This window comes from Tessaracoccus antarcticus (genome assembly GCF_003688855.1).
Lineage (GTDB): Bacteria > Actinomycetota > Actinomycetes > Propionibacteriales > Propionibacteriaceae > Arachnia > Arachnia antarctica.
In genome coordinates, this window is record NZ_REFW01000007.1 from 1 (window position 1) to 25869 (window position 25869).

At 63.0% G+C, this 25869-nt stretch carries 22 protein-coding genes and 2 pseudogenes; 12 read left to right on the plus strand and 12 right to left on the minus strand.

What is annotated here, in order from left to right:
* Positions 1-508: 508 nt before the first annotated feature.
* Positions 509-1723: a tyrosine-type recombinase/integrase gene (locus tag EAX62_RS15875; protein WP_121902720.1), complete on the plus strand. Its 1215-nt coding sequence runs from the start codon at positions 509-511 to the stop codon at positions 1721-1723.
* 310 nt (positions 1724-2033) lie between these two features.
* Here the strand turns inward: EAX62_RS15875 and EAX62_RS15880 are convergent, their stop codons facing one another.
* The 7 genes from EAX62_RS15880 to EAX62_RS15910 form a co-directional block, all read right to left on the minus strand.
* Positions 2034-2888, minus strand: coding sequence for an ROK family protein (locus EAX62_RS15880; RefSeq protein WP_158600708.1), 855 nt, complete (start codon positions 2886-2888; stop codon positions 2034-2036).
* A 271-nt stretch (positions 2889-3159) separates the two neighbouring features.
* Positions 3160-4680, minus strand: a complete 1521-nt coding sequence (locus EAX62_RS15885) for a PHP domain-containing protein (RefSeq protein ID WP_121902722.1) — start codon at positions 4678-4680, stop codon at positions 3160-3162.
* On the minus strand, positions 4677-5957 hold the full coding sequence (locus EAX62_RS15890) for a sulfatase family protein (RefSeq protein WP_121902723.1): 1281 nt from the start codon (positions 5955-5957) through the stop codon (positions 4677-4679). Before EAX62_RS15890 ends, EAX62_RS15885 begins: the two co-directional genes overlap by 4 nt.
* Positions 5958-5959: 2 nt before the next feature.
* Entirely contained in the window at positions 5960-6775 is an 816-nt protein-coding gene (locus EAX62_RS15895) for a carbohydrate ABC transporter permease (RefSeq protein ID WP_121902724.1), read from the minus strand.
* Positions 6772-7656: a carbohydrate ABC transporter permease gene (locus tag EAX62_RS15900; RefSeq protein ID WP_121902725.1), complete on the minus strand. Its 885-nt coding sequence runs from the start codon at positions 7654-7656 to the stop codon at positions 6772-6774. Before EAX62_RS15900 ends, EAX62_RS15895 begins: the two co-directional genes overlap by 4 nt.
* The gene (locus EAX62_RS15905) at positions 7653-9017 is read right to left on the minus strand and encodes an extracellular solute-binding protein (protein ID WP_121902726.1); all 1365 of its coding nucleotides are present in this window, start codon (positions 9015-9017) and stop codon (positions 7653-7655) included. The genes EAX62_RS15900 and EAX62_RS15905 overlap by 4 nt, the downstream gene beginning before the upstream one ends.
* Before the next feature lie 77 nt (positions 9018-9094).
* Positions 9095-10102, minus strand: coding sequence for a substrate-binding domain-containing protein (locus tag EAX62_RS15910; protein ID WP_121902727.1), 1008 nt, complete (start codon positions 10100-10102; stop codon positions 9095-9097).
* Between the two features lie 404 nt (positions 10103-10506).
* Here EAX62_RS15910 and EAX62_RS17240 point away from each other — a divergent pair.
* The 5 genes and pseudogenes from EAX62_RS17240 to EAX62_RS15930 form a co-directional block, all read left to right on the plus strand.
* A pseudogene (locus tag EAX62_RS17240) lies at positions 10507-10824 on the plus strand (IS630 family transposase); the annotation flags it as partial.
* 1144 nt (positions 10825-11968) lie between these two features.
* Entirely contained in the window at positions 11969-12457 is a 489-nt protein-coding gene (locus EAX62_RS16975; protein ID WP_199711347.1) for an exonuclease/endonuclease/phosphatase family protein, read from the plus strand.
* Positions 12458-12568: 111 nt separating this feature from the next.
* Positions 12569-12919 (plus strand): exonuclease/endonuclease/phosphatase family protein, encoded by a 351-nt coding sequence (locus EAX62_RS16980; RefSeq protein WP_199711348.1) that lies wholly within the window; start codon positions 12569-12571, stop codon positions 12917-12919.
* A gap of 763 nt (positions 12920-13682) precedes the next feature.
* Positions 13683-14003, plus strand: a complete 321-nt coding sequence (locus EAX62_RS15925) for a hypothetical protein (RefSeq protein WP_121902728.1) — start codon at positions 13683-13685, stop codon at positions 14001-14003.
* Complete coding sequence (locus EAX62_RS15930; RefSeq protein ID WP_147454148.1) at positions 14000-15862, plus strand: hypothetical protein; 1863 nt, start codon at positions 14000-14002, stop codon at positions 15860-15862. The genes EAX62_RS15925 and EAX62_RS15930 overlap by 4 nt, the downstream gene beginning before the upstream one ends.
* A 95-nt stretch (positions 15863-15957) precedes the next feature.
* Here the strand turns inward: EAX62_RS15930 and EAX62_RS17245 are convergent, their stop codons facing one another.
* On the minus strand, positions 15958-16152 hold the full coding sequence (locus EAX62_RS17245; RefSeq protein WP_233558018.1) for a hypothetical protein: 195 nt from the start codon (positions 16150-16152) through the stop codon (positions 15958-15960).
* Positions 16153-16227: 75 nt separating this feature from the next.
* A pseudogene (locus EAX62_RS17585) lies at positions 16228-16305 on the minus strand (hypothetical protein); the annotation flags it as partial.
* Between EAX62_RS17585 and EAX62_RS17250 the strand changes: the two are divergent.
* A complete protein-coding gene (locus EAX62_RS17250) occupies positions 16267-16620 on the plus strand; it encodes a hypothetical protein (RefSeq protein ID WP_233558019.1) in 354 nt (117 codons plus the stop codon). The pseudogene EAX62_RS17585 and the gene EAX62_RS17250 overlap by 39 nt on opposite strands.
* Before the next feature lie 205 nt (positions 16621-16825).
* Here EAX62_RS17250 and EAX62_RS17255 read toward each other — a convergent pair whose 3' ends face one another.
* From EAX62_RS17255 to EAX62_RS15950, 3 genes are read right to left on the minus strand one after another with little or no spacing between them, the layout of a single operon-like run.
* Complete coding sequence (locus EAX62_RS17255; protein ID WP_233558020.1) at positions 16826-19186, minus strand: hypothetical protein; 2361 nt, start codon at positions 19184-19186, stop codon at positions 16826-16828.
* The gene (locus EAX62_RS15945) at positions 19183-19527 is read right to left on the minus strand and encodes a hypothetical protein (protein WP_121902731.1); all 345 of its coding nucleotides are present in this window, start codon (positions 19525-19527) and stop codon (positions 19183-19185) included. The genes EAX62_RS17255 and EAX62_RS15945 overlap by 4 nt, the downstream gene beginning before the upstream one ends.
* On the minus strand, positions 19524-21992 hold the full coding sequence (locus tag EAX62_RS15950) for an AAA family ATPase (protein WP_121902732.1): 2469 nt from the start codon (positions 21990-21992) through the stop codon (positions 19524-19526). Before EAX62_RS15950 ends, EAX62_RS15945 begins: the two co-directional genes overlap by 4 nt.
* A gap of 948 nt (positions 21993-22940) precedes the next feature.
* On the opposite strand from EAX62_RS15950, the gene EAX62_RS15955 reads away from it, so the two are divergent.
* From EAX62_RS15955 to EAX62_RS15975, 5 genes are read left to right on the plus strand one after another with little or no spacing between them, the layout of a single operon-like run.
* Positions 22941-23714 (plus strand): hypothetical protein, encoded by a 774-nt coding sequence (locus EAX62_RS15955; protein WP_121902733.1) that lies wholly within the window; start codon positions 22941-22943, stop codon positions 23712-23714.
* 59 nt (positions 23715-23773) lie between these two features.
* Positions 23774-23947, plus strand: coding sequence for a hypothetical protein (locus EAX62_RS16775; protein ID WP_158600710.1), 174 nt, complete (start codon positions 23774-23776; stop codon positions 23945-23947).
* Positions 23944-24678, plus strand: coding sequence for a hypothetical protein (locus EAX62_RS15965; protein WP_121902735.1), 735 nt, complete (start codon positions 23944-23946; stop codon positions 24676-24678). Before EAX62_RS16775 ends, EAX62_RS15965 begins: the two co-directional genes overlap by 4 nt.
* Positions 24675-25049, plus strand: a complete 375-nt coding sequence (locus tag EAX62_RS15970; protein WP_121902736.1) for a hypothetical protein — start codon at positions 24675-24677, stop codon at positions 25047-25049. Before EAX62_RS15965 ends, EAX62_RS15970 begins: the two co-directional genes overlap by 4 nt.
* A gap of 17 nt (positions 25050-25066) precedes the next feature.
* Complete coding sequence (locus EAX62_RS15975; RefSeq protein WP_147454149.1) at positions 25067-25852, plus strand: hypothetical protein; 786 nt, start codon at positions 25067-25069, stop codon at positions 25850-25852.
* Positions 25853-25869: the final 17 nt, after the last annotated feature.

Genomic DNA, 25869 nt, shown 5'->3' on the forward strand with positions numbered 1-25869 from the left:
CTCCACGGCTACCTCGGAGACGTCCCACCTGTCGAGCACGAGAACACGATCTATGCTGACGAAACCACCAGCAACCAGCTGGCCGGAATCAAATAGTCCGGGTCTCCAGCAAACCCAGTGCGATTCAGTCTGGTCATGCGATCTTTGTTCACGTATCGATCGTGAAGCGCTTCCCGGCGCAGCACGAACATGCCGGGCTCCGGCCAAGTGACGCCGATTGTGCGAGCCCACTGAACACAGCGAAAAAGAGTCGAGTTGTGCGGTAGTCATGCACGAGACAGTTTCACGTAGAACAATGCGGTATTGACAAGGAAAAATACCTTGTCGGGCTGACAGGATTTGAAAGTGTCAACAGGCTGAACTGGCATTCCTGCTTTGACTAGCTCAAACAGCCTTTTGACTAGGAGCTTCACCCTATCGAGAGGAGGCAATCATTAGACCCGACGTGACTGGATCGGACCAGCGCGTACACTGGATCTGGCACGAATCTGGCACGGGGAGGAGAAACATGCGCAACACTGTCAGCCTCGATGATCGCCTTCCAGTACCGAAGCGCGGGGGCGGCAACTTCCGGGGAACGAAGCGAGGCTTTGGGAGCGTCCGTCAACTACCCTCGGGCCGGTTCCAAGCACGCTACACCGGTCCCGATGCTACCGAGCACCGCGCGCCGGTGACGTTCGAAACCAAGGGCGACGCGACAACATGGTTGTCCATGCAACAAGCCGCGATCACGGAGCATCGTTGGAGACCCGCTCCCCCACCTGTACCCGGAAAACTGAGGTTTCCCGACTATGCGGCGGAGTGGCTCTCTAACCGAGAGGTCGGACCCCGGACACGCTCCGAGTATCAGAAAATGCTTGACGGCCGGCTTGCCCGATTCGCAGAGTTGAACCTGGACCAGATCACGCCGTCGATCATCAAGGCGTGGTGGCAGGCTCAGGGCCCGAAATACCCAACGGCGCGACGACGGGCCTACGACCTACTCCATGCAATTCTGGACACAGCCACAAAGCCTGATGAAGACACCGAGGCTCCCCCACTACTGACTGTGAATCCGGCTCGACTCACGGCCAAGACACTACGTGCCGACACGACAACATCTCGGGCGAGGATTAAACCCGCAACGCTGGCCGAGTTGAGCGCTATCGCAGCAGCCATGCCTGACCGGTATAAGGCAATGGTGCTGCTGGCGGCCTGGTGCCAACCCCGTTTCGGGGAGCTGACGGAACTTCGACGCAAGGACGTCGTCATCGTCCGCGACGACAACGTACCAATATCCGGAGTGCTGCACATCACCCGGGCTGTGGTTTGGACCAACGCCGATACGTCGGTGGTGAAGGAACCCAAGAGTGAAGCCGGAGTTCGCGATGTGGCGGTCCCTCCGCACGTATTGCCGATCCTTGACGCCCACCTGAACACGTGGGCCGCTGACGGCCCCAGCGGGCTGCTCTTTCCCGCAGTCAAGTCTGGTGGACACATGAAACACGGCGCGCTCTACAAGGTGTTTGGACGGGCGCGGGCCGTGGCGGGCAGGCCGGACCTACGCTGGCACGACCTTCGCCACACCGGTGCCACCATGGCAGCCCAAGCCGGCGCCACCTTGGCTGAACTGATGAACCGCCTCGGGCATTCCGACGTGCGTGCCGCGTTGATCTACCAACACGCGACCGCTGATAGGGACGCCGAGCTGGCTCGAAAGCTCTCCGATATGGCAGGTGGCTAGCTCGAGCGAGGAGCGATGCTTCCCCCTCACCAGACAATGGCACCGGGTGATCCAGCCGGCGGGAAGCCACCTTCGTCTGAGTTGCGCCGGGCCTGCTGTACCCAACCCGATCAGCGAACCACTGTGGGTGCAACTACTTTTCCTCGACTCAGCGCCCAATGGAAAGTACACCCCGAACTGAACCCTCAGCCTATATGGAGGCGAGCGACCTGCGAGGCGCGTGAACATCTCGGTATCTACGTACCCGTACCAGCGGTTTCACCCAACCAGTTGGGCAGCTCAGTTGTGACCCCTTCATGCAGCAGGCGCATCACTGAAATTCCCCGGTGTGTTGGGCAAGCAACGTGGCACCGTGGGCCGGCGAGTCGGCTCCGAGCACACTCACCGTCACCAGGTCGGCTAGGTGATCGAGATGATTGTGAAGGGCCGTGTGAACAGCCGGTGCGCTGCCGAGTCCACCTGTAAGGACCACCCGTCCTGGGTCGATAGTTGCAATCACGGTTCGGATTCCGTGTGCGAGCCAGTACGTGTACCGGTCAGTCGCGATCTTTGCGGCTGGGACGCCAACCTGTGCCTGCTGCAGGAGTTCTAATGGGGATAGTTGTTGTTGGCCTCCGGCAGCACGGTAGCTGGCCATCAGGCCCGCGATGGAGACGCGATCTTCCAACACGCCTCCCCCCTCCATTGGAAGTTCAGCAATCTCCCCGGCCGCGCCATGTGCCCCGCGCAAGAGCTCACCTCGATAGACGATTCCCAGACCGATACCGGTGCCCGCGGCGATGACTGCGATCATTTCGGCTTCGTGCTGGCCCATTCTCTGCTCTGCCAAGGCTGCCGTGATCACGTCATTTTCTACAACCACTGGCACGCCAAAACGTACGCTCAGAACGTCACGGAGAGCAACCCCTTCCAATGAAGGGACGTTCGGTACTTTGGTGACCACACCAGTGGTGGGGTTCACCGCCCCTGGCACACCGATCCCGATTCCTGCGACCACGCCCCGACCCAGCTCGTTGACGATGCGGCTGACCTGGGACAAGATGTCTTTCTGGGTCGGCTCCGTTAGGTCACCAATTGCTACTCCGCAGCTGTTGAGTCCAATCGCTCGCACCTTCGTTCCGCCGACATCGATACCGATGAAGCAACTACCAGTCAACTGCTGCACAGATGCCACCTTCCAAGGAAATGAATTAATTGAGCGCCGCATGTCGTCGGGAACCGAGCATCAGATACCGCAGCAATTGAAAATTCGAAGACTGAAATGTTGTGCGAGGTCACGAATGACGATGCGTTTCTTCCCGGCCATGACCAACGGTGTCTCCTTCGTCCCATTGCTTGGAGGCCAAATACACGGATGCAGAAGAAGATGGGCGGGACTCCCTAGCGAGGGCTGGGCTCCTTGTCTTGCGCGCCAACAGCGCTGGTCCGGCCAGGCATCACACAGCGACTACCCAGGTAGGGCTGCTCCAGGCATGTTGGTCGTTGATCTGCGAGGCCCGCACGCTGTACCAACTGGTCTTCTCGCGGGGAGTGTCGTCGACGATCGACTCCACCAAAACCGTCGCTGACTCCCGCACAGCCCGGTGCAATTTGACCGCTCCGCTGACGAAGCCGTCCAAATATCCGGTGACCGAGCCCTCCTTCAGCCGGCCAAGCGGTGCCCGGAAAATTCGACCGTTCGCGGAGATCTCCACCACCGTGCGTTCGTCTCCAGTTACACGAAGGCTCATGCCCTGGGTGGCATCCGTGCGAACCGTGGGATTGCCCTGCGTCCGCGTCGTCAGTTCGACAGTGTGGTCATCGACGTGCCGCCAAGCAGAGAAGGCGTAGCGCTCGGGCAAGGCAGCAGTCGGATCGACGATGTCGTGTCCGTGCAGTCGGGGCTCGACAGCCTCCAAACATCCGCCCTCAATCGAGACCCGGACCGTCCAATCTGTTGGGACACCGGACTCACCCCACCCGAAGGAGACCCCCGTCAACCAAGTGCCTGCGGATACTTCCACTGGGAAACTGCGGTGGATCACGACGTTGTTCCGAAGTACCTCGACCGAAGTGAGCCGGTCCAGTCCGCGTACCTCGTAGGTGATCGGAACTGGGCCCTCCACGCGTGCTTCCCCACCCATCGGGGCTCCCCCTACGGTGGTTGCCACGACCATCGGGTCCCCCGTGACCGCATACGTCTGGCGCGCAGCAATGCCGTCCCACAACGCACTCCGGCTCAGCCCCGACGCCCAGACCATCGCCCTGCCATAGCCGTGGCTTCCCGGATGGGCGCTGTGGTGGTCCGTGGATCCGATGACGCCGAACCGCAGACCCTGCTCCCATGCCCGCCAGACCGTGGAGTCGCCGTCGACTGGGCCCATGGTGTGAAGGTAGGGGCGAGGTCCATCGTCGGTCTCGGCGGCGCCGTGCATGGAGACCATTTCGACGATCGGTGTCAGCTCGGAATCGAAAGCCTCCCAGTTGGCGCCACGGAAGCCGCGCCGGTAGCCCACGTGGTGCGGCACCATCATCATTCGACGCCCAGGTGCGACTAGCGCCCTCACGTCGGCTCGGAGCGCGACGAGCGTCGGCGAGTCCAGGAGCGGGAGACTTCCGCCCTCGGCGTAGATGCAGTGGTCGCCGTACTCCATCGAGTGCCACTCGAACGAGGGGAATGTGACGAACTTTCCCTCGACGTTGGCGGCCTCGGTCCGCTCAAGGACGGTCTCCCACTGTCCGCGCAGCCTGGCGAAACCCTCGAGGTGGTATTGGCGAAGGCCCGCGAGCCGCTCCTCGTCGGGGATGTCGGGCCAGGCCGCGTGGCCGGTGACAGAGGCGAAGTCGAGTTGAAGCCTCGCGTTGGTCAGGGCGTCCTCCAGTGAACCGTGGCCGTAACTGATCCCGCAGTGGTTGTGCAGGTCTCCGACGAAGGCCCCGAGTCCGGAGTAGCCGGGCAGTGAAGACTTGCGAGTCATCGACGCTTCCTCGTGGGGCGCGACGGCGTCGGCATCGCCTCGATCGGGTTATCCAGCAGCTCGTCACCGCTTTCACGCATCCGATTCAGGAGGGTTGAGCGAAAACGCTCCACTTCACCGCTCCATTCAGACTCACCCACTAGGTTCGTCAACTCGTCCGGATCGTTTGAGAGATCGTAGAGTTCTTCCTCCGGTCGGGGTTCGAGATGTGCATCACCCATCCCCTGCCTCGTCTGGCTATCCTCCAGATCCTTGGCCAACGGCAACTTCGGGCCGGCGATGAAGTTGCGAATGTACTTGCGGTTCCCCGTGCGGATGGCGCGGATCGGGTCGTAGATGTCGTGGTAGGTCTTCTCCAGGACCAGCTCGCGGTCCCCGGCCATGGAACCATCGCGCAGCAGGCTGAGGAGGGATTGGCCATCCCACTCGTCGTCTGGTTGCCCACCTGCTATTTCGACCAGCGTCGGCACGAAGTCCAGGTGACTGACGACGGAGTCCTCGCGTCTGGGTTTAATGTCCCAGCTCGCCGGAGGTCGGATGATGAGCGCCACCCCGACACCCGAGTCGTAGAGGGTGCTCTTGGCGCGGGGGAAGGGGACGCCGTGGTCAGTGGTGATGACCACCAGGGTCTCGTCGTCGATGGTTTCGAGTAGGCGGCCGATGCCATCGTCGAACTGCGAGAGCGAGCCATACATCGCTGAAATGTCGGCGCGGGTGTACTCGTTGTCGGGCAAGTAGGCCGGCACGTGAACGCTTGCCGGGTCGACGGGTGCGTAGTCCGTGGCCGGCCATGGCCGGTGGGCCTCCCAGACGCCGACGTTGCAGAAGTACGGACCATCGCCGTCCCGCGATGAAAGCCATTCAATTGCGGCGTCGACCACGGGCTCAGTCCGTGGCAGGAAGCCGAGGCCACCGACATGGTCGTAGCCAAGCACCAACGGGTCCGGGTGCTCGTGCTGCAATCCGATGAGCGCGGTGTGGTAACCCATTTCCCGGAGATACTCCGGCAGCGTGCGCACGTCGTCGAAGTACAGCCATGAGTCATGGGCGAGACCGTTCAGTCCGTTGGCGTGCGGGAGCCTGCCGGTGAGCATCGACCCTCGCGAGGGCGTGCACAGCGGTGCAGTGGCGAAGGCTGACTCGAAGACGACGGACTTCCGGGAGAACTTGTCTAGGTTGGGTGTCGGGATGTTGGGCAGGCCGTAGCAGGACAACCAGCGACCGATGTCGTGGCCGTGGATCAGCACTATGTTCGGACGCGGATCTGTTGTTGTCACGCTTACCCCTTCACTGCGCCGCCGGTGAGGCCGGCGACGATCTGCTTGTTGGCGATGATGGCGAGGATGATGATCGGAACCACAGTTAGTGAACCAAGCGCCGCCATGGGTCCGTAGGTGATCGCCTGTGGCTGTACAAGGGAGGCAATTCCCACAGTGATCGGCGCTTGGTCTCCGCCCGTGGTCATGGTGAGGCCCATCAGAAACTCGTTCCACGCCATGATCAGCACGTAGATCCCGACGGCTGCCAGCCCCGGCTTGACCAGCGGTAGCACCAGTGACCAGAAGACCCGCTGCTCGGAGGCGCCGTCGACGAGGCCCGCTTCCCGGATGGAGTCGGGAAGGGCGTCGAAGTACACCTTCAACATCAGGGTGGCGAACGGCAGGTTGAACAACACATTGAGGATGATCAAACCTGGCAGGGAGTTGAGGATTCCGAATTGCTGCAAAACAACGTAGAGGCCAGGGACCAGCGTCATCGGTGGGATCAGCTGGATGAGCGCGCTGATGCCGAGGAGGATGCCTGTGGTGGTGCGCGACCAGCCAAGGCTGCTCAGGGAGTAGCCGGCGAGTGCCGCGATGGCCATGGTGAACACGGTGGTGGAGACGGCGATGATCAGGCTGTTGCCGATCTGGGCGCCGATCGCCGAGTCCCCCTCGAAGAGGCGCACGTAGTTGCTCATGGAGAACTCGAACCCGCGGGAGATGATTTCACGCGGTGCGTTGAACGAGGTGATGACAAGCCAGATCACGGGGACGGCGATGATGATCATACTGATCACAAGGAGAGTCTCGCTGGACCAGGAAGTGCGTTTCATGCCCGCCTCCTCAGGATGGGACGGACTGCAAAGATCAGCACGGCCATGACCAAGACGATGCCGATGGTGACCAGGCTGACCGCCGAGCCGTAGCCCAGGTCGACCTCGTCGAAGACGATGCCTCGGATCAGCAAGCTGATAATGGTGGTGGAATCGCCGGGACCACCTCGAGTGAGGAGGTACATCTCATCGAAGGCCTTCACCCCCATCACAACTCGTAGAACAGCCGCAGCGGCAATGGCCGGGAGCAGCATGGGGATCACCACGTGGCGGGTGGTCTGTGAGCGGTTGGCCCCGTCGACCGATGCGGCCTCAAGTACCTCGGAATCGATCCCTTTCAAAGCCGAATAGATCAGCAGGTAGACAATCGGTGTCCAGTGCCACACGTCTACGGCGATGATCGCGGCCATCGCACCGACGCCGTCGCCCAGCCAGCCCTGTTCCGGCAGTCCGAGAGTCGAGAGCGCTTGGTTGAGCACACCGATCTGCGGGTTGAGGATGAGGACCCACACGACACTGACGACGACGGGTGCGATGATGGCGGGCCACACGAGAACGTTACGGGCCACGTTCTGCATCTTCGTGGCACGGTCAGTGAGGATCGCGAGGGCGGTGCCGAGAACGAGGCTGATCACCGTTGTCGCTACTACGAAGATGCCGCTAATGGCGAGGCTGTGGTGAAACAGATCATCCTCGAGCGCACGATGGAAGTTCTCCAGTCCGCGCCACTCGAAGGTCATGCCTCCACCACGAACGCTCACGTGCCCGAACGCCATCTGGACGACACGCAGGAATGGGTAAATTCCGAACACAGCCGCGACCACCACGAAGGGGATCAGGGACCAGAACCGGAATCCGCCCAGTCGACGGATCGCGCTCACTTGCCGAGACCAGCCTTGGAGACGGCGGCGTCGATGTCATCGGAGATGGCCTTCAGCCCATCTGTGATCCCGGACTGCCCTGCCACGATCTTGTTGAGGTTGACCTCGGTGGACTGGAGCACGGCTTGGCCGAACGGGTACCGGATGCCTTGGTGGACGTCCGGCAGCGAGTCGCGCATCGCTGCAAGCTGGGGCTGGTCGTCACCGATCGCATCAAGCACGTCGGCGCGTGTAATCACGCCGCCCTTTTGTGCCCAGGAAGTCTGGGCCTCTTTGCTGGTGATCCACTGCATGAAGTGCAATGCCGCCTTGGAACGGTCGTCGGGAAGGCCGGTGGGGACACCGAAGGTCCATGCACCACTGATGGGACGGGGCCCCTTCGGACCGCCGGGGACTTCGGCGTAGCCTATCTTTCCCACGACATTGGACTTGTCGGGGTCTTCGAACTGGGGCGCCACGGCGACGACCATGTGGCCCTGCAGCGCATCGCCGGACTGTATGGCCGCGATCACCGCCGCCTGGTCGATGGTTTGTGGGTTGGCGGGGCCGATCTCGAGGAGTTCGAGGTACTTGGCCATGGCCGCTTCGCCTTCGGGCGTGGCGATGCTGGAGGTCCAGTCAGTGCCCGGGTCGTTGATCCACTCGGCGCCGTAGCTGTGCAGGACGCAGGAGAAGTCAAAGGTGACGGAGTTGCCACCGGGTGCGCCCTGCCCACGGGTGACGTAGCCGTACTTGCTGAGACCGGCCTCCATGGCCGCCTTGCCGTTGGTGATGGCTTCGTCCCATGTGGTGGGAGGGGTCAGGCCCAGCTCGTCGTAGATGTCCTTGCGGTAGGCGAGGACATGGATGTTGCCGTTCAATGGAAGCGCGACGACCTCGCCGTCAGGACTGGTGCTTTGGCGTTCCTCGTCCCAGCGTGAGAGGCCATCGAAGTCGGCGATGCCGTCGTCCCAGGCGAAATCAGGGTCGATCTCTTTGAGTGGTCTGAGCCATCCTTGGCTGTAGAATTGGCCCACCCAGCCCTCGTTGACCTGGAACACGTCGAACGCGTTGGACTGCTGCTGGATGGCGTTGACTTGTTGGGTCTGGAGGCCGTCGAACGGGAAGTCACGCAGTGTCACTTTGACCCCGGTTGCCTTCTCGTACTCGGCAATGATGGCCTTGTAACCGTCGAGCCAGGGGGTGGTGGCCGTCGCGACGGTGATGGCCGTCACCGCACCATTGGCGCCTGTGGCGGTGGGTTGAGAGTCGTCTCCAAGGGATCCCTCGTTGTTGCCGCATCCGCTCAGGACTGCTCCGGTGGCGAGGCCACCAAACCCCAGCGCTCCGGCCTTGAAAAGGCTTCTTCTTTGAATGCCCATGACTTCCTTTCAGAAAATTAGATCGATCTAAATCGTAAGCTCAGAGAGCTGTCTCGTCAAGGGGTAACCAAGAATTGTTAGCCGCAGCCGCAGGACTCGCGCGAAATCAGCACGGGGCGGTGCAGAATTCCTTCACGCTCACCCCGCAAGATCGCCGCCGCCGCGAGCTCACCCAACGCGTCGGGTTCCACACGGATCGATGTGAGCGAGGGACGCCAGAGTTTCGAATAGACAAGATCATCGAAACCGATGACACGCACCTCCTTGCCGATCTCGACGCCGTGATCGGCCAGGGCGCGCATCACACCGAAGGCGATCGCATCACTGTTGCAGGCGATGCCGTCCGGAAGGTCTCCGCTGCGGACAAGCCGGGTCGTCTGCTCGAAGACACGTTCCGCGTCAGGTTCACTTGCCACGCTCCATGGGGCCACAAGTTCTCCCCCGGCCTCAGCTACGGCACTGGCGAATCCGACTGATCGGTCCGCCCTGGTGGGCGATGCCCCGAGCCCACCAAAATAGGCTAACCGGCGACACCCGTGCCAGAGGAGGTGATCAGCCGCGGCTCGGGAGCCATACTGGGCATCACTACCGACGTAAGGCAGGTCCACGCCGATCAGACGACGTGTGGCCAAGACCACGTTGGCCCCGACGCACAGCTTGCTGACCGCTTCTGGGGTCGTTCCGATCGCGGGCACGAGGATGACGTCGGACACCCGGTCTTCAATGAAGCGTTGAATAATGCGCTTCTGGATGTCCAAATCATCGTGTGTGAAGGAGACGAGCAGCACCTTCTCGGACGCGGCCAGTTGGGCCTCGAGAGCATCGGTGAACTCCATGAAGAAGGGGTTGCGACTGTCTGTGATGATGAGGCCGACGACGTTGGAACGGCCTGAGCGCAGCTGTGCTGCCCGGCGGTCGTAGACATAGCCGAGACGCTTGGCCACAGCCAAAACGTGCTCCCGTGTGCGCGGCGCTGCCAGATGATTCTCCCGCATGACGAGGGAAACCGTGGCTCTGGAGACACCCGCCTCACGAGCTACGTCGATCATGCGAACCGGACTACGGAACGGATCACGAGAGGGCATAAGTTCACACTAGCGGTCCCGCCCGGTTCGATGTGCACCACAACCCGCCTTCTTCTTCGGGCCTTGAGCTTCGACCAGCCAACTCAATCGCTACGCCTTCCGACGCCGAAATCGAGCACCCAAATGTACGGTTCTTCGCATGCCGTAGCTCACGTTTGAACATGACTCAATCCGATGCCAAGAAGGCAGCCGGGTCCTGGAGAGCCGCAGGACCGCGTCCAGGATCCCGATCCCTAGTTGGCCCTTGATGAGTGAGCGATGCAGCAGAATGCGTTCCAAAAACAGCTCGGTACTTACAGGGCTTTCCACAGATGAGAGTGCGTGTCGATAGCAGAGTTCCGTCCGAAATCATGTTGGGGTGGACTCTGGAGACTGCCGGGGCAGCAAACTCGCCGGTGTGGTGCATGACGCCGCCGCCGAAGAGTTTGGGTGTCAGGCACTGGTCGAGCCGGCTCTTGGCGCCCCGGTTGGGGGTGCATCATTCCACGATTACCAAGGCGTGGAAGAAGTACGGGGTCACGCCGTGGAAGGCGGAGACGTTCAAGTTCTCCGCCGACCCGGAACTGGTGGCCAATGTCACCGACGTCTTCGGCCTGTACCTGAACCCGCCGGAGAACGCTGTCGTGCTCCGCGTCGATGAGAAGTCCCAGATCCAGTCGCTGAATCGCACCCAGAAGGTGTTGCCGATGCAGCCCGGCCACAACGAGCAACGCAGCCACGACTCGGCTCTTGCCAACCCTTGGGAGCCCAATGAGGCAGACGTCCTTAGCAAGCGCCACAGCTGTGCGGAGACGCTCAACGTCCCCCGCCCTCCCGACGAGTTCCTGACCCTCCCAGGCTCCGCTCGGGTGCGTCGTTACGGACTCGAGGCGTCCTCTGACCCTGTTAGGTCCGTGCGCAATTCAGGGTCCTGCCTGAGCGCCTCCACTAGCCTCTGTCGTGTGTAGAAGGTCGGTACCGGCAGTTCGTGTTCGCGGCAGTACTTCAGAATGTTGCGACGCTTGGCGTCGGACAGGCGCCTCGAAGTCACCATCACCAGCTGGTCGACTCTCAAAGGCTCTCCCGTCTTCCAAACCCCTGCCACGTCGTGTGGCTGCTTCTCAAGTTGTCCAGCAGGTCGCCCGTCGTCACGAGAATCCGGCCTCGGGACTCTTTATCACCCACGATCGGTTCGTAAATGTCGCATCGCGGCCCCCGTCACTGCCGCCCTCGACAGGTACCACGTTCTCAAAGTGATTCGTCATGAGCGCTACAGCGCAACGCTCGAACGTGTCAGCGTCCACCCCGGAGTCGAGGGCAACAGCGATTCGCGAGTTCCTGCTCATGGAGCCAAGCGTCGCAGGTCGGCCGACAAGTTGCGACTTCCCCATGATGTCAAACTGGCAAGGACCATTATGGCCGCAGTGCGAGCCAACAAAAGAGGCGCGGGCCGTCTCCTTAGCACGAAGCGATTGCAAACGGTTGAGCAGAGAAAAGCTGCGGAACATTCACCACATCAATGGTTCTCGAAGCGGTCAGCCTGGTCGTCATCTCGAACTCGGGAACAGTCGTGTTGCGTGGGTGACCTCTGGACGTGCTGACACCTACCCATGGGGCCGCCCACCGGGGCTATCCACGTGACAGGCCCGAAGGCAGACTCGGACCTACTGACAGGCTGGCCTACCCCACCAGCCGGGTTCTGGGCTCGTGAGAATATCGTGGCTTTCTCCGAACGGCTGTTCCACATACTCATCCTTGTCATCCGAAATTCTGGGCCCAAACGAACCGCTGTAATCGGATTCGGAAAGCAGATGAACCGCCCTGGGTTGGATGGAGACTCTGGTGTGTCCCGGTTCCGGGGACGGTGAATCATGTTTTGATGTGGTCATGGCGAGTATGTCGGCCGGTGTCGCGGCCGAGATCAAGCTGATGGGTGCGGCCGTTGCTGCCGTCGTGCCGCCGAAGACTGCGACGAATCTGTTGGTCGCGAGCTGGAATATCCGGGCTCTGGGCGGGCTGACTGCGAGCTGGGATGCCTCCCCAGAGGCTTCGCCGAAGCGGGACTGGCGCGCTGTCGCGTTGATCGCCGAGCTCATTTCCCACTTCGATGTGGTGGCCATTCAGGAAGTGAGGCGCGACACGGCCGCGTTGCGGTTCCTGCTCGAGCAGCTGGGCCGGTCGTGGAGGTTCATCACCTCGGATGTCACCGAGGGTGATGAGGGCGCAATGGTGAGCGGCTCGGGTTCGTGTTCGACACCACCCGGGTCCAGCCATCCGGGCTGGTCGAGAGATCGTGGTGCCTGCCTCGGCGGGGAACCCGGTGAAGCAGTTCGCCCGGACGCCGTATGCGGCGAGCTTCTCCCGTGGTGGCGTTGAGTTCATCCTGACAACGGTTCACGTGCCGTGGGGCGCAAGCGCCGCTGAGCGGCTGCCGGAGATCACTGCGTTCGCGAACTGGATGCGCGCCTGGGCCGACCGGCGCGGAGATTGGAACACAACCTCCTCGTGCTGGGGGACTTCAACCTTGATCGTCTCCGGAACCCGTTATACGAGGCGTTCGTGTCCACCGGGCTGTGGCCGCCGACCGAGTTGAACACTGTGCCTCGGACAATCTTCGACAACGACAAGAGCGAGCACTTCTACGACCAGATCGCCTGGTTCAAGACCCTCAACGACGACCACCCGCTCACGGAGGTGATGGCCTCGCTTAGCTACACCGGCCGGGCCGGCTCCTTCGATTTCGTGACGCACGTCTTCGCTGGCATGACCCGCAGCAGTTTGTCGTGGCGGATCTCGGACCATTACCCACTGTGGGTCGAGTTCACGATTTCCGCCTGAGGAGCACAACACAGACCCGCGCGTACTCACACTTCAGCAAGGACGCACAAGAGACCCGGTGCCCAAGAGATCAGTCCAAAAGGCCGCGTAGGGCTTCTCGGCTCCGTGATGGTCGGCCACTGCGAGGACGGCGTGAGCAAACCGAACCACGCAGGCCAGCGCAGGGGTGACAAGGTCACCGTCGTTGCGCTTGACCTCTTGATTGTCGCCGCGGCCTGGGAGTGCCTTTTGCTCGATGGCGCGAGGGTGGGGTGGGTTCGCCGCTGGCGTGTGATCACGTCCCTCACACTCTGTCGGATGGCGGCATGTTGCTGCGGGCCAATCTGTCGGTGCGGTCCCTTCGCGCTATGCCCACAATTCGACGGGCCTACTTCGGGTACCAGAGCGTTCCGCTCTTGGGTTGAGAGAACGGACGACCGATGCCGAGAGAACCCGATCAGGAGACGCGAATCCCTCGACGTTGGAGGGCATGTTCTTGAAGATCACCGAAAGGACTCTCCGCCACAGCGAAGACCCAAGATCGATGGCGCCCGGAACAATTACCCAGCTGAAGGGTCGTCGGCGGTCGCACCCGGCACGCGGATCTCGTGTGACACGGGCGTGGCCGTGTACCGCTCATCGAGGAGTCCGCTACGGCCCTGCCAACTGTCCAAGGGCGAAAGTCCCCACCAGCAGTGGCTGTGAGTAAGCGAGGAGTTGCTGGAGACACGACACAAAGTGCATCAGGAAGACAGAAATGCTCCATCACTGAAAAGGAACAACCATGACAACGACAAGCACCACCGCCGTCGGGCAGACGTATTTGACGCTGCTGCGGGCAGCCCAATTGACGTTGGGTCCCCAGGGTGACGATCTCCAGGTCGGCTTCCACATAGCCGTCAGCGCGTTGCAGCTTCGCTGCCTGACTCTCGTACAGGAGCTCATCCAGATCCCCGACCGCGTGTACCCGGAAACCATCGCGGGTTGCCTTGAGGAGGCAGCCGCCCAGACATGCCAGTGGGACCTTGCCACGCTTCCGCCCGAGGCTGTGGATTTCATCATCGATCTCGCGGACCTCAAGCACGTCCTGGGCCAACGGCGATGACTGTGGCCGACACACCGTTCGCCGCGGCGATCGCTGCCTCGATCGGCAGCCTCAACACCGATGGCCTGTCCCATGACCAGTGGGCGGAGGCAGCCGTGCAGTGTTCCCGATCGTTTGCCGCTCTTGGCATCGACGACCCGTCCGTGCGTTCGGCTGCTGCTCTGGGTGGCTTGATCCGATCACGACCAGCCACGACACTGGGCCACTGTCCGGTCGTGGAGGCGTTCACGGCAGCTGCCACCGCCGACGTGGCCGCAAATGATCGTGATGCTGCTCGTGTTGAAGGGCGGACGGCTTTGCGGTTCGCTACCCACGCAGCGACGCTGAATACTCGTGGGCTTCCGTTGATGCTCCTCGCGGGTGTGGAGCGTGACTTGATGGCTTGTCCTCCCGATCCGGCGGTGGCGTCGTTGGGTGCGGCGTTGGAGAACTGGCGTGCGGCCACGGCTGCGGTTGGGCGGGGCGCCACGGATCTTTCTGTCCATGTGGCGGTCGGAATTGCTGTCACCCAAAGGGCTCTGCTGCGCCGGAGCCGCGACCTCCTCGCTCACGTCGAGGTCAATCCGGATGTTCCAGGGAGTGTGGGCCGGCTGGTGGAGGGCATCGAGACCAGCCTTGCTGCGTGGTCGAGTACCGCTGAGCGTTGGTACGCCGCGAGCGTGGCTGCGCTTCCGCATGATGCGGACCGCTCCCCCGTTCGGTTGCTCTCGCTTGCGGCCACGGACCTGGCCAGCACCCTCACCCATCAGTCGTCGCCCAGCCTCCAGTTGGCGGCGCTCGTTCGCAGTGATTTCGGCGGCAACGTGATCGCTGGCCTCATCGCCACCAACGCATCCCGAACAGGCAACTCGACGGTACTTGCAGCAGCTGCCCGCCTTGAACGGGTCGCCGACCACTTCACAGATCAGCGATCCGGCCCACCCTTCCAAAACCGCACACCACCCCCATCACCCTCTCCAACGACCACCGCCGCAGCCCCACTCCCAGCTTCCGGCACATCACCCGCAGCGTCACAAGCGCTGGCGAGCCTGCCAGAGGATCCGCCTGTGGGTGTTCCTCGATCGTCGGGAAAGACGGCTCCTGATGCACCAGTGAAATGGCTGTCACGGGAAGACGAGGTAGAGCTTGCCCAAAGACGGGACGCTGGCATCATCGCTCAGGCAGCCCTCGATGGGGACCCAGCCGCCCGCACCCTCACCCGTGATGTGTCAGATGATGAGCTACAGCGCCTCGCCACTGGCGGCCGGGCAGCTGTAGCTCAACTCATTGCCTCGATGATCCCTGCCATGGAGTCAACGAACCGGTGGATCCCCCGGACTGAACGCCCCGACGCCCTGCAAAACGCCGCCATCGACATCGCATCGGCGGCGGCCAGGTGGGACCCCCGCAAGGGTGCGAGGTGGCTCACCTTTGCCTGGAACACGTCGTGGTGGGCATCCACCGACTCGAGGAAAGAGCTCGACATCCGGCCCGTCCCTGTCGAGTTCACCACAGAAACCTTGGGCAGGCCCCTGCAGGAGGCCGCCCCCGGGCCCGAGCAGGCACTGCTGCTCCACCTCGAGCAGGCCGAACAGCAGCACCTGCTGCACCAGATCCGCACACTCGAAGCCGACACGATCCGGCCGGACCTCCTTGCCACCGTTCTGGAGTACCACGGCCTGAACGGTGACTCACCCAAGACTTTCGCGGAGATCGCACAAGAACACGACAGTTCCACCAGCACTATGGGCAGGCGCTACCGTGAAGCCATAGCCGCACTTCGCACCTCCCTGTCCATCCCAGCTGTGGTGGTGGAGCGCAAACCCTGGCAGCGCCCCGAGCACACCCAACCAAGACCCGACACCAGCCCCCACCGCTGAACACCGGCGCCCACCGGAGCGAGCGGCGTTTGGCAGCCCCCTTCGGTATCAGAGCCAGCCTGGAGGTGTTAGCGCGCCTCTGGTGGGATGATCCGCTAGCCGCGGGCCTCGTCCGCGGCAGCGGCTTCCAGCACCGGTTTGACGGCTGCCACAGCGTCCTCCAGGTGCAGCCGAGCTGCCGGGCCAGGCTGGACCGAGGCGTTCTGCCGACGCATCTGCCCGATCGCCCACCCGGTCGCCCGGGTGGTCAGCAGCGCCCTGCGCGCAGCGACATCGGGGTCTTGCTCCATGAACGAGGTCACCGGACACATCGGTTCGGGACACAGCCATCGTCGTTTCCGCCACCACAACCTGACCGGCGCCGCGAAACACGGCGCGTCGATCAACTCGACCCTCTGCCGCCCATGAGCATGCGCGACGACCCCGCAGGCGGGGCATCCCATCACCGCCGGCACCTGCGACTCGACCCGGAGCCCCACGTCGTCACGCTGGACGCCGATCACGTGGAGCCGGAGCAGGCCCACCAGAAGGTCGCAGCGCTGGCAGCCGCCGCCGGTGAGACAGCAGCAGGAAATAGGATCGGGCATCGTCAAGGTCCTTGGGAATCAGCTGGTGTGGTAACCCCGATTCTTGAGGGCCTCGACCTCTCGCACCCCGCCGACACGCCCACCGTCGGATCCACGCTCACCACACGCTCAAGTACGAAGAGCCGGATTGACGAGGACGGCCGCGAGCGCCGTTCGGGAGGCAGCAGCTGATCCTCGAGGAGTTGCAGCAGGTCGGGTTCACCCTTCGAATCGGCTTGACCTGCGGAAACGTCCTTGGCCTGTCGTGAGTCGTTGGCTGTCACGGACCTCGAACGAGAATCCTGCGGACTTTTTGCGGACTGACGTCATGGTGCCGCCCGGGGCTGATGATGCCCCCGGCCAGAGGCCCGGGGCCTCGATCCATCGTTGGTTGTTCTCAGAACAGAATCTGCTCCCAGGTCGCGGAGTCTCGCCAGCCGGGGATCTGGAAGGTCCATGCTGTGATCAGGGCGTGGGAGGCGCGCATGTCCTCGACCGTCGTGCCGTAGTGCCGCTCGGCACTTCCATCCCGGTACTCGACGACGTAGCTGCCGTCGCTGCTTCGCGAGGTCTGCGCATAGGTCTGACCGCTGCGGTCGGCGAGGAACTCGACAATGAGATACGAGCCCTCGCCTGATTCGATCTCCTCCAACATCATGAACAGGGCGTCCTCGGACGGATTGTCGATAATGTCACCGGATTCCGTCGTTGCTCGCAGTTCGACATCCGTGGTTACGTCGACCTCCCAGTCCTCGGCGCCCACGTCAAGGCCATCTGTCTCGCTCTCAATGAGTGCTGTCTGCCCATCGCTCACCGCGAAGTATCCGATCGACTGGCCGAGGCTTACGCCTAGCGAATAGATAGCCGGTTGGAAGGGGAGAGGCCACACGATGACCGTCACCTCAGGCCCGTAGGGATCGGACGGGTGCACCGCCCTCTCTCGTTGGTAGCCAAGTGCTGGGAGCGACAACGGACCCCGGAAGTAGTGGTGCTCAACTGCAGCTGCAAGATGGAGATGGACGTAGGTGTACGTCGGTGCGTCCGACTTGCTGAAGCATCGAATCGCGCGACCATCCGCGACGAAGAGGTTCTCCGCTGTTTCGAGAGCTGTTGACGCTGAGCCTCGTTCGGCGATGGCAGCACGCGCGGACGCGTGCTCGCCGGTGAGGTCGGCGCCAGACCACAACTTCTGGGCGCCATGCAGTACGCCGGCCCTCGTCTCTGTTCCTGAGAGGTGGTACGAGCCGAGCGCGGCAGCGACGATCGCTTCGGGTGATATGGCCGGGTTACTTGAGGTACTCGCCTGAATCATGTCCTCGAGCACGGTTTGGTTCTGGCAAGCGATCAGTAGGAGCTGGTCGGCGTACTCGTCGTTGGCAGCGCTGCGCGCGGCGCGGAGAATCGCTTCGCTGACGGAAGCGGAACTTCTCAAATCATTCCCGAGGGGATGCTCGACCAGCAGGTCGACGAGCGTGCGCCACTTGTTGCTGGCGGGGTCTGCGTCCAGCACGCGGACGATCACTGCCTCGTCGGCGTTGCGAAGCGCCAGCACGGATTCGAACTCTTCCCGGCCAGCGGCCGCAGCTCTCATTGCGGTTTCATCGTCGCAATCCATCAGGATCTCTGGGTCTCCGTCGGCCAGCTCCAGCGCCAAGTCGGGCGGGAGCGGCCGGATGCGGTGGGCACTCACCATCTCTCGACGCATCCAAGGCGCCGGGAACTTAGCCAGAGCTGCTCGGAGAACGTCTTCGCTCAGGTCGCCCGCTCGAGCGAATCGGTCGATCAGGGTTTCGGAGATCCGACGCGAGCCCAGCTTGGCCAGCCGCATCTGAAGCTCTCGGTCTTCCGTTTCAGCCGCAAGCCCCTCGCGCTCTGCCACCGTCATGCTTGAGAAGGACTTCGGCCGAGTGCGTGGGGTCGGCGGCGGGGCCTCGCGCCACGCGGATCCTGCACCGATCAGTTCCGGGGCCAGTACACAAAGGGGGTCGTCGTCCTCAAGGTCGACGCCGGTGCTCCGCCCCAGGAACTTCTCAATCCATCTGGGAGAAACGGCGAGCGCTTCGGCTGCGGCCTTCTTAGGCTCGCCCCTTGAGACAAGGATCTTGGCGGCCGAAGCATACCTGTCCAGCACCCTCTCCTCCTCGGTTTCCTTGGCCGTTCGGTGTGCGAAGTAGGCGATCCAGCCACGCCTGCGGGAGGACATGGCGCCGATCCAGTCGGCGAGAAGCATCTCTCGATCGGCGTTCCGACTGCATAGGACCAACCGGTCCATTACGTCGCGGGGGAGGTCGAGAAGGATTTCGTGGGCCACCTTATCGGCGTCATTGCGTGCCTGCTCTTGACGCTCTCGGTACGTCGCTGAGGACCACAGGTGCTGTTCAATCTCGGACCGCAGGCGTGGGTCGAGTCCGGCGACCTGCGTGGTGAGGTAGTCATCGGCCGGATCCTCGCCACCCCACTCGGGGAGGGCGTCGAAGTCAGGATCAGCGAGTGCGCGTTGGACGATTCTCGACGCCTCTCGTTCGAGATCCTTCCCAACCGTCGAACTGAAGACCTCCCCTGCAGCGTTCTCGATCCTCCTCCGCCGCTCCTCAGGCAGATGGGACGCTAGGTCGTCTGCGACTTCTCTGCCTTCGTGCCCGCGAGTGAATCGAGGGTCTTGGGCAATCCGGTCGATGAGGTCGCGTGTCTCCGCGTCGAAGAGGCTATCGTTGTCCCGATCGAAGTACCGCGACTCGAGGTCGTCCGATCCTTTCATGCTGACTCCCGACGCTGGGTCAACTCGGCTACGAGATCGATGAGATGCTTCGCCTCTGAGTAGGTCGGCGCGAGCTGGTACGCGTGTTGGTGGCAGGCCTCGCTAAGTCGGTTCCACGCGAACTCAGCCTTGAATGTCAGGTCTCGTTCGTCGGCGTACGCGCTCTCAAGGCACGAAAGCTTGCTTCTCTCCGAGGATGATTCCGCGCTGATGCCCTTCGCTCGGAGCAGGTCGAGGACCAGCGACTCAAGCGCGGTTCGAGCCAGCCAGCACGCGCGTCGTACCGCGAGCGCCGTGTTCAGCTCGAGTTGCGCTTCCGCCTTCGCCAGCAGCGCGCTCACTTGGCACCGTTCCGAATGTCGTCCACCAGTCGTTTCGCCTTGTAGTGCGCGTCGTCAGGGTCGACCCAACCGCTGAGCCCCTTGTGGAACCCGGAAGCAGCCATGCCCAGTGCAGCCTTCCTGTGCTCGGGGCTGGACCACGCCTGGGCCAGGTGCTCTGCTGGCTGAGTGCCGAAGACAGCGAGGTTCACTCGCCGCTTGGTGGCATGGGTCTCAGTCCAGACCTTCTCGAGGTCGTGAATGCTGACGCCCTGCCGCAACTGTGTGGCAAAATACCGATCCTTTGCTGCGGACTCGATCGCGAACCGATAGAGGCCAGGGAGGGTGCGACGGAGGTCGTCCTCTGAGAGGTTCCCGTTCTCCCACTCCTTGATGAGTCCATGCGCATCCGCAAGGTAGCGAATGGTGGGGTCTTGCGACGTCGTGACCGTCACCTGTGAGTTTGCGCCACGGTTGACCTCAAGGATCGTCGCGTCGTACGACGAGCGTCGCAGGGCGGCAGGTAAGCGGTCGTCGTGTGAGAACACGATCACCTGTCGAGTCCTGCCCAGTTCCCCTAGGAGGTCGACGAGGCCGTCAACCTTTGCCGGGTCCATAGCCTGCACCGGGTCGTCAAGGACGACGAACCGGAAGGGTGAGTCCGCAAGCGTTGCCCGGGGCAGGAATAGCGCCAGGGTGAGGGCGTGGAGTTCGCCTTGGCTGAAGACCGCAAACGAGTCCACGGGCTCGCCATCGATCGCGCCGCTGACTCGGAGGCGGCGTGAGGTGTTGGTGCCGGTGAGTTGAAGGCCCCCGAGTTCGACATTGCTCTCCTGACGCAGCCGCTGCCATGCCTCGCGAGCCTGATTTGCGATCGGTGCAAGCCGCTCATTCTTCAGGCGCAGGTCGTTCTCTTTCAACCACTTCTCTGCCGCCTGAAGGTGCTTAACGATTGGCTCGGTCTGCTTCCACGACTCCCACTCTTCGCACCAGCCCGCGATCGCGCTAGCGAGCGGCTGCCACTGATCGTCGAGCGCGGAGACTTCCGCCATCGCAGCATCGGCGAGCGCTGTAACCGCGGCGGTGAGGGCAGGGAGTGCGGATTCGACGTGGGTTGCGAGTGCGTCAGCGCCGTCAGCGTCCCTTGAGACCGGAACACTGCTCCAAGCGTTCCAAGCGTTGTGTGCCTCCTGAACTGGCGCGGTGATCGACCCAATAGGAGCGGCCCGCAGCACCGCAGGAGGAGGCTGGAGCAACCTGCGGAGCGCATCGAAGGCATGATCGAACGTCTGGTGCGCCAGTTCCACATCCTCGAATTGCCTCCGTGAGTGCTCAGCGAGCTCTCTGCTCGCCTCAGCCCAGCCTCCATCCAGGTTCCCGACGCGGCACACAGGGCAGGTCTGGTCGCCGTGGGTCGCGTGCAGGAGGAGACCTTGTTCCATCAGCTTCAATCGGTCGTGATTGCGTTGTGAGACCTTCGCGCCAGCGTCAGCCAGCCCGTTTTTCGCATCCCGGAGCCTCTGCACCGCTGCGGCTGTGGCGAGCTTCTCTGGTGCGGAAAGCATCGCGAGCACGCGAAGCGCGGGAAGCGGACCGCGGTCCACCTGATGTCCGCCGGTCGCGATCGTACGCAGCGCGGCGGTGTCGGGGTCCGTCTTGCGCAGCAGCTTCGCTGCCTCGACGGCACGCTCGTCGGTCGATTGAGCGGCCCGGTCTTGGAGTTCGCGACGTTTGGCCCCGGCGGTGGTCCCTGGGCCCTTCCGGGCATCCGACCTGGCCTTGAGTCGCTTGACGGCGTCTCCGAGCTGCTCCACACCCAGGATGCTGGCCAACGCGTCATACAACCCAGACTGCTTGCCTTCAAGCATTCCGCCGAGTTCGTCATAGGACAGGATCGGTCGGAACTGCTCCAGTGCTTTCCTCCAGCCCAGATGGTCGATGCCGTCGACTTGGGGCTTGCCTGCGACCTGTGCCTTCACGGTGCGTGATTCGACGGATTTTTCGTTCGCAGCCCAGGTCGCAGACACCGCGATCGGGCCGACACCTTCCTCGACGAGGCCAATCGAGACCTTCGCGGAAGGGTGGTGGAGGTTGCGCCATTGATCGCGCCACTCGGCACTCTTGTTGGCCCACCGGTAGGTTCCGCCGGTGAGCACGAGTTCGAGAGCTTCTGAGAAGCTGGATTTCCCCGACCCATTGCGCCCAGCCACCACAGTGAGTCCAGGTTTCGGTGCGATCTTCAGTTCCGACTCCTGCCCGATCCCGCGGAAGCCTTCGACAGTTATCGACGTCAACACGACGCCACTCGCTTCGCCCCTCGCGTCGGCCGCGGATGGCTCAGGTCGCTTCACAGACTGACCATCGTTGACGTAGGCATCCAGCGTCTCGTCGCCCTCGAGGGCAGCTAGGACAAGTAGCACGGCCTCGTCAGCAAGGTCCGTCTCGCGGAGTTGTTCGTCTACCCAATCGGTGAGGTTCTGGGACACGCTTCGAACTTACCGTCTGGGCCCGACATTGATGATGGTTCCACCCTGATCGTCGTTCCTCTGGGTTCGACTGTCGCCCTACAGGACTCCGCTCTGCTGGGCTGACCACTAGTTGATCTGCCTGGCGGTCGAGGTCCGCGCGCCGGCCGAGCGGACAATGGCCCTAACCGATCTTCGGCTGGGCACGAACCGGCGCGATCGTCGAGCGCCGTATTAACGACGCCATCGATCAACTCGTTGACGACGGAGAGATCGTTGAGTCGGGCGGGACGCTGACGATTACCAAGTCGTCCTGACGTTCTCCGCCATTCCCGCCGCTTTGATGGAACTCTTCTACAAAGAGTCCGAGAAGAGCCTCTTTCACATCACCGACATCATGCTCGCCGGTGGTTCTTCATGCCCAGCCCTGGTCGCCTAAACCTGCGGGGCCGTCTGATTTCCCCTCAGTAGAGGGCCTCGCTGCCGGTCCAGGCGGCGTTGAGCGCTTCGACATCCGCAGTGAGCGCTAGAGCCCTCATGGGGCCCGTCGACGCTGTTGGTGAGGAAGCCGGGGCGCCCGGTGTTACCCACGACCACGTAGAGGCCTTGTTTCTTGGGGCAGGTTGTTGCGTGTGAGGCCGCGCTACGGTGTCCAGCCCTCGATGTTGTGTGCTTCGAAGAAGTTCTGTGGCCATTGGGGCCTCCGGGGACCTTCCGCCCAGCCGGAGGGGGCCTACCCCCATACCTACCCCCTTGGAAAATTTGGTCTCCACAGCGCCGCATCACCGTGGCCCAGCCCTCCCGAGGCGACCCGTTGTGAACTTTCGGGGGTAGGTGGTGTTTCCCGTTGTCAGCGGTCATTTCGAGGACGGTTTTTGGGTGGGGGTAGGTGGCTGGGGGTAGGGAAAGGGAGAGGTAGGTCAGCGAGGTTTCTGCCACGAACTATCTCGTCGTGGAGGGAGACCTGTCATGTGTATTCAACAAAGGTTGGGCATCGCGGAGTTGGTGGAGGAGGCAGACGCCACCTGGTCCCAGTGGACAGCCCCGGAGTCCGTTGTGGCGAGATTTCGGTCGGTGTCTGAGGTGGAGGACTGGCGCGAGAGGGCCTCGCATGAAGAGATCGAGGAGTTCTTTCAGGGGCTGGGTCGCCTCACCGCATCCGAGGACAGGCATCGGGCTGCGGCGGTGATGGTGCAGCTGTTGGTCCCGGGTATTGAGGCTTTGACAGCGCGGCGCTGTCGCGGCGATGCGGCCAGGGCCGAGGTGGAGTCCGTGGTGGCCGGGTATGTGTGGACAACAATTCTTGCCTATCCATGGGATGCCCCCACCGATGCGTGGATCCCGGCAGCGCTTCTGCGGACGGTGGGGCGGGCGGTGGACCGGGAGTTCGGGTGGGGTGACCGCGGCGAGGGGGCATGGCGTTCCCGGACCTATATGGGCTCCGACACCTTGGATCGGATGGTCACCAGATATCACAGCGACCAGCCCGTGCAGGCCAGCACGGTGTATTGGTGGGCGATCTCGCACGAACTTCTGGGAGCTGCCGACCTGGACCTGCTGCTGCAGCTGGCGGTGATAGCCGGCGAGGAGGGCGTCTCCACCCGCAGCAAGGCCGGACTGACGTCCCGCATCGCCTGCGGCCAGGTCGCAGCCGATCGAGGATTGACCGTCAACCAGGTCCAGTACCGGGCCCGCCAAGCACTCGGGACGCTACGTGCCCACACCACCACTGTTTCCCCATGAAAAATGATGTGCGCTATGGATGAGGGTTGGCGGGCCTTCTCCTCACATGCGAAAAGATCATGATGCCTGAGTGTGAGGTGGAACTCCTGCTGGTAGCCGCCAGGCAGGATGTGGAGGCCGCCCGCCAGATCAGCTACTGGGCCGGGCGGCTGCTGGCCGCCTACGAGGCCCGCAGACAACTGGCCGGGCTACCCCCCACGATGGTGCTGGATGCCATGAGGCGGCGGCCATGACCGCCACCACCTACCCGCTCTCAGAATTACGGGCGGCCCTGCGGGAACTCGACGCCGGCACCTTCACCCACCCGTCCACATTCCACGGTGTTGCTGCGGGGCTGGATCTGTCGGCTCCGGCCGCTGTTGGGGTGGTGGGGGTAAGTGGCGGCGTCGGGGCCACCATCGTGGCGTTGGCGATCGCCGAAGCCATCGGGGCTGACCGATTGATCGAGTTGTGCCCGTCTTGGCTCTCCGGGCTGGTGGAAGCCACCACCGCTGAGCTCGGGCATGACCAGGGATGGCGCCTCGGCAAGCGCGGGAATCTGCTCATCGAACGCCGCGACTCCGACACCGCCGCGGTGCGGGATGTGCCAGGCCGGGTCGTGATTGATGGCGGTACCTGGGACGGCACCACCCTGCAGTTTGCGGAGCATGCGGGGGCGCTTGTGGTGGTGGCGCCGTGCACCGTCCCGGGTCTGCGGCGACTCAGCAATTTGTTGAGCCTGTCGGCCACCGGCGGTCACATCTTTGCAGTTCTCACCGGCGCCTCCCCCAGAAAGCCCTTAACCCGGGGTATGGCCAGTGCTGGAGGCCCCGAGGTGGAAGCCCTGATCCTCAACGGTCGCCTGGTGATCGTTCCTGCGTGTTCGTCGCTGCGGCGGGCCGGGATCACCGGCAACCCACTGCCCAAAGCATTGCTGGGCGCCGCCACAACCGTTGCCCACCAACTGAAGGACGTCCTCCCATGATTGCGCTACTCACCACCCACCTCCAGATACTGCTACTGGATGTGTGGCACACCGCCGACACGGCGGCACGGTTCGTGGCGGCGGAGACACCACCGGGCAGGGGTGCTGTATGCCCTGTGGCACCGGCAGGGGCGCAACCGTTGGTGGATCAGTTCCTGGGCTGGTTCGCCTGGTTTCTGGTGTGGATCGGGTTCCCAGCCAGCATCCTCGCCGCCATCGGGGCGATCCTGATCGGGAAACTGTTCTCCATGCCCCACGTCGGCAAAGGCGGCCTGATCGGCATCTTCGTCGTCCTCGGCGCCGCCCTCCTATACCTGGTAGTCCCCGGAATACTCGCCGGCTTCCTCGGCGACGGCTGCGTCACCCGCTAACACGGACGCCACCGGCCATGACCTCCACACGCACAGCAGCAATAAAACTCCTCATCGCGGTGGGGTCCATGGCGGCCCTCCTGATCACAGGTCTCGGGTTCGCCATCCACTTCGCCATCGCCGACACCACCCCCACCACCGCCAGCACCGACGGCCACGCACCCGATAGGACGTCAACGTCGGTGAGCGTGCGTGATGCCATCGCTGATGCGCCGATGATGACCACCACTGCTGCTGATGCCACCAGCGGAACCCCGGCACTGACACCGCCCCCCACCCTGGTGGAGCCTGCCTCCACCAGCATTGGTGCGTTGGGTGTGGCCTCCGGATTCCCCCATACCCCCAACGGTGCCGCCGCACAGCTGGGCGAAATATTGGTCGCCACCCTGCAGCCCATGGATCTGGCATGGGCGCAAGAGATCAGGCAGTCCTGGTTTCAGAAGTCGAACCAGGGGCAGGTGTGGCCGGTGATGTTGCTCATCCAGGGATTCCTGAAGCAGGCGGGAATGCCTTTGGGGCTCGAGGCGGATGCGTTGATGACGGTGACACCGGTGGCGGCCCAGATCAAAGGGGTCGACGGGCCGGACTGGGTGGTGGCGTGCGTGCTGCTGGATGTCACCTACACCAGTACCTCCACAGCACGCCTGGCGTATGGGCATTGCGAACGCATGGCCTGGGAAGGTGGCGCGGATGGGCGGTGGCTGATCGCGCCGGGGTCGCATCCACCACCTGCACCCTCAACATGGCCCGGCACTGACCTGGCAGCCAAGGCCGGCTGGCGCACCTGGGTACAGGAAGGCTGAGGCGCGCGATGACTCCA

What these genes read in the sequence shown, in the direction of transcription:
- EAX62_RS15875 (WP_121902720.1), top strand. Translation starts at nt 509, where the DNA reads ATGCGCAACACTGTCAGCCTCGATGATCGCCTTCCAGTACCGAAGCGC.
- EAX62_RS15885 (WP_121902722.1), bottom strand. Translation starts at nt 4,680, where the DNA reads ATGACTCGCAAGTCTTCACTGCCCGGCTACTCCGGACTCGGGGCCTTC.
- EAX62_RS15895 (WP_121902724.1), bottom strand. Translation starts at nt 6,775, where the DNA reads ATGAAACGCACTTCCTGGTCCAGCGAGACTCTCCTTGTGATCAGTATG.
- EAX62_RS15905 (WP_121902726.1), bottom strand. Translation starts at nt 9,017, where the DNA reads ATGGGCATTCAAAGAAGAAGCCTTTTCAAGGCCGGAGCGCTGGGGTTT.
- EAX62_RS15910 (WP_121902727.1), bottom strand. Translation starts at nt 10,102, where the DNA reads ATGCCCTCTCGTGATCCGTTCCGTAGTCCGGTTCGCATGATCGACGTA.
- EAX62_RS16975 (WP_199711347.1), top strand. Translation starts at nt 11,969, where the DNA reads ATGGCGAGTATGTCGGCCGGTGTCGCGGCCGAGATCAAGCTGATGGGT.
- EAX62_RS15925 (WP_121902728.1), top strand. Translation starts at nt 13,683, where the DNA reads ATGACAACGACAAGCACCACCGCCGTCGGGCAGACGTATTTGACGCTG.
- EAX62_RS15930 (WP_147454148.1), top strand. Translation starts at nt 14,000, where the DNA reads ATGACTGTGGCCGACACACCGTTCGCCGCGGCGATCGCTGCCTCGATC.
- EAX62_RS17245 (WP_233558018.1), bottom strand. Translation starts at nt 16,152, where the DNA reads ATGGAGCAAGACCCCGATGTCGCTGCGCGCAGGGCGCTGCTGACCACC.
- EAX62_RS17250 (WP_233558019.1), top strand. Translation starts at nt 16,267, where the DNA reads ATGAGCATGCGCGACGACCCCGCAGGCGGGGCATCCCATCACCGCCGG.
- EAX62_RS17255 (WP_233558020.1), bottom strand. Translation starts at nt 19,186, where the DNA reads ATGAAAGGATCGGACGACCTCGAGTCGCGGTACTTCGATCGGGACAAC.
- EAX62_RS15955 (WP_121902733.1), top strand. Translation starts at nt 22,941, where the DNA reads ATGTGTATTCAACAAAGGTTGGGCATCGCGGAGTTGGTGGAGGAGGCA.
- EAX62_RS16775 (WP_158600710.1), top strand. Translation starts at nt 23,774, where the DNA reads ATGATGCCTGAGTGTGAGGTGGAACTCCTGCTGGTAGCCGCCAGGCAG.
- EAX62_RS15965 (WP_121902735.1), top strand. Translation starts at nt 23,944, where the DNA reads ATGACCGCCACCACCTACCCGCTCTCAGAATTACGGGCGGCCCTGCGG.
- EAX62_RS15970 (WP_121902736.1), top strand. Translation starts at nt 24,675, where the DNA reads ATGATTGCGCTACTCACCACCCACCTCCAGATACTGCTACTGGATGTG.
- EAX62_RS15975 (WP_147454149.1), top strand. Translation starts at nt 25,067, where the DNA reads ATGACCTCCACACGCACAGCAGCAATAAAACTCCTCATCGCGGTGGGG.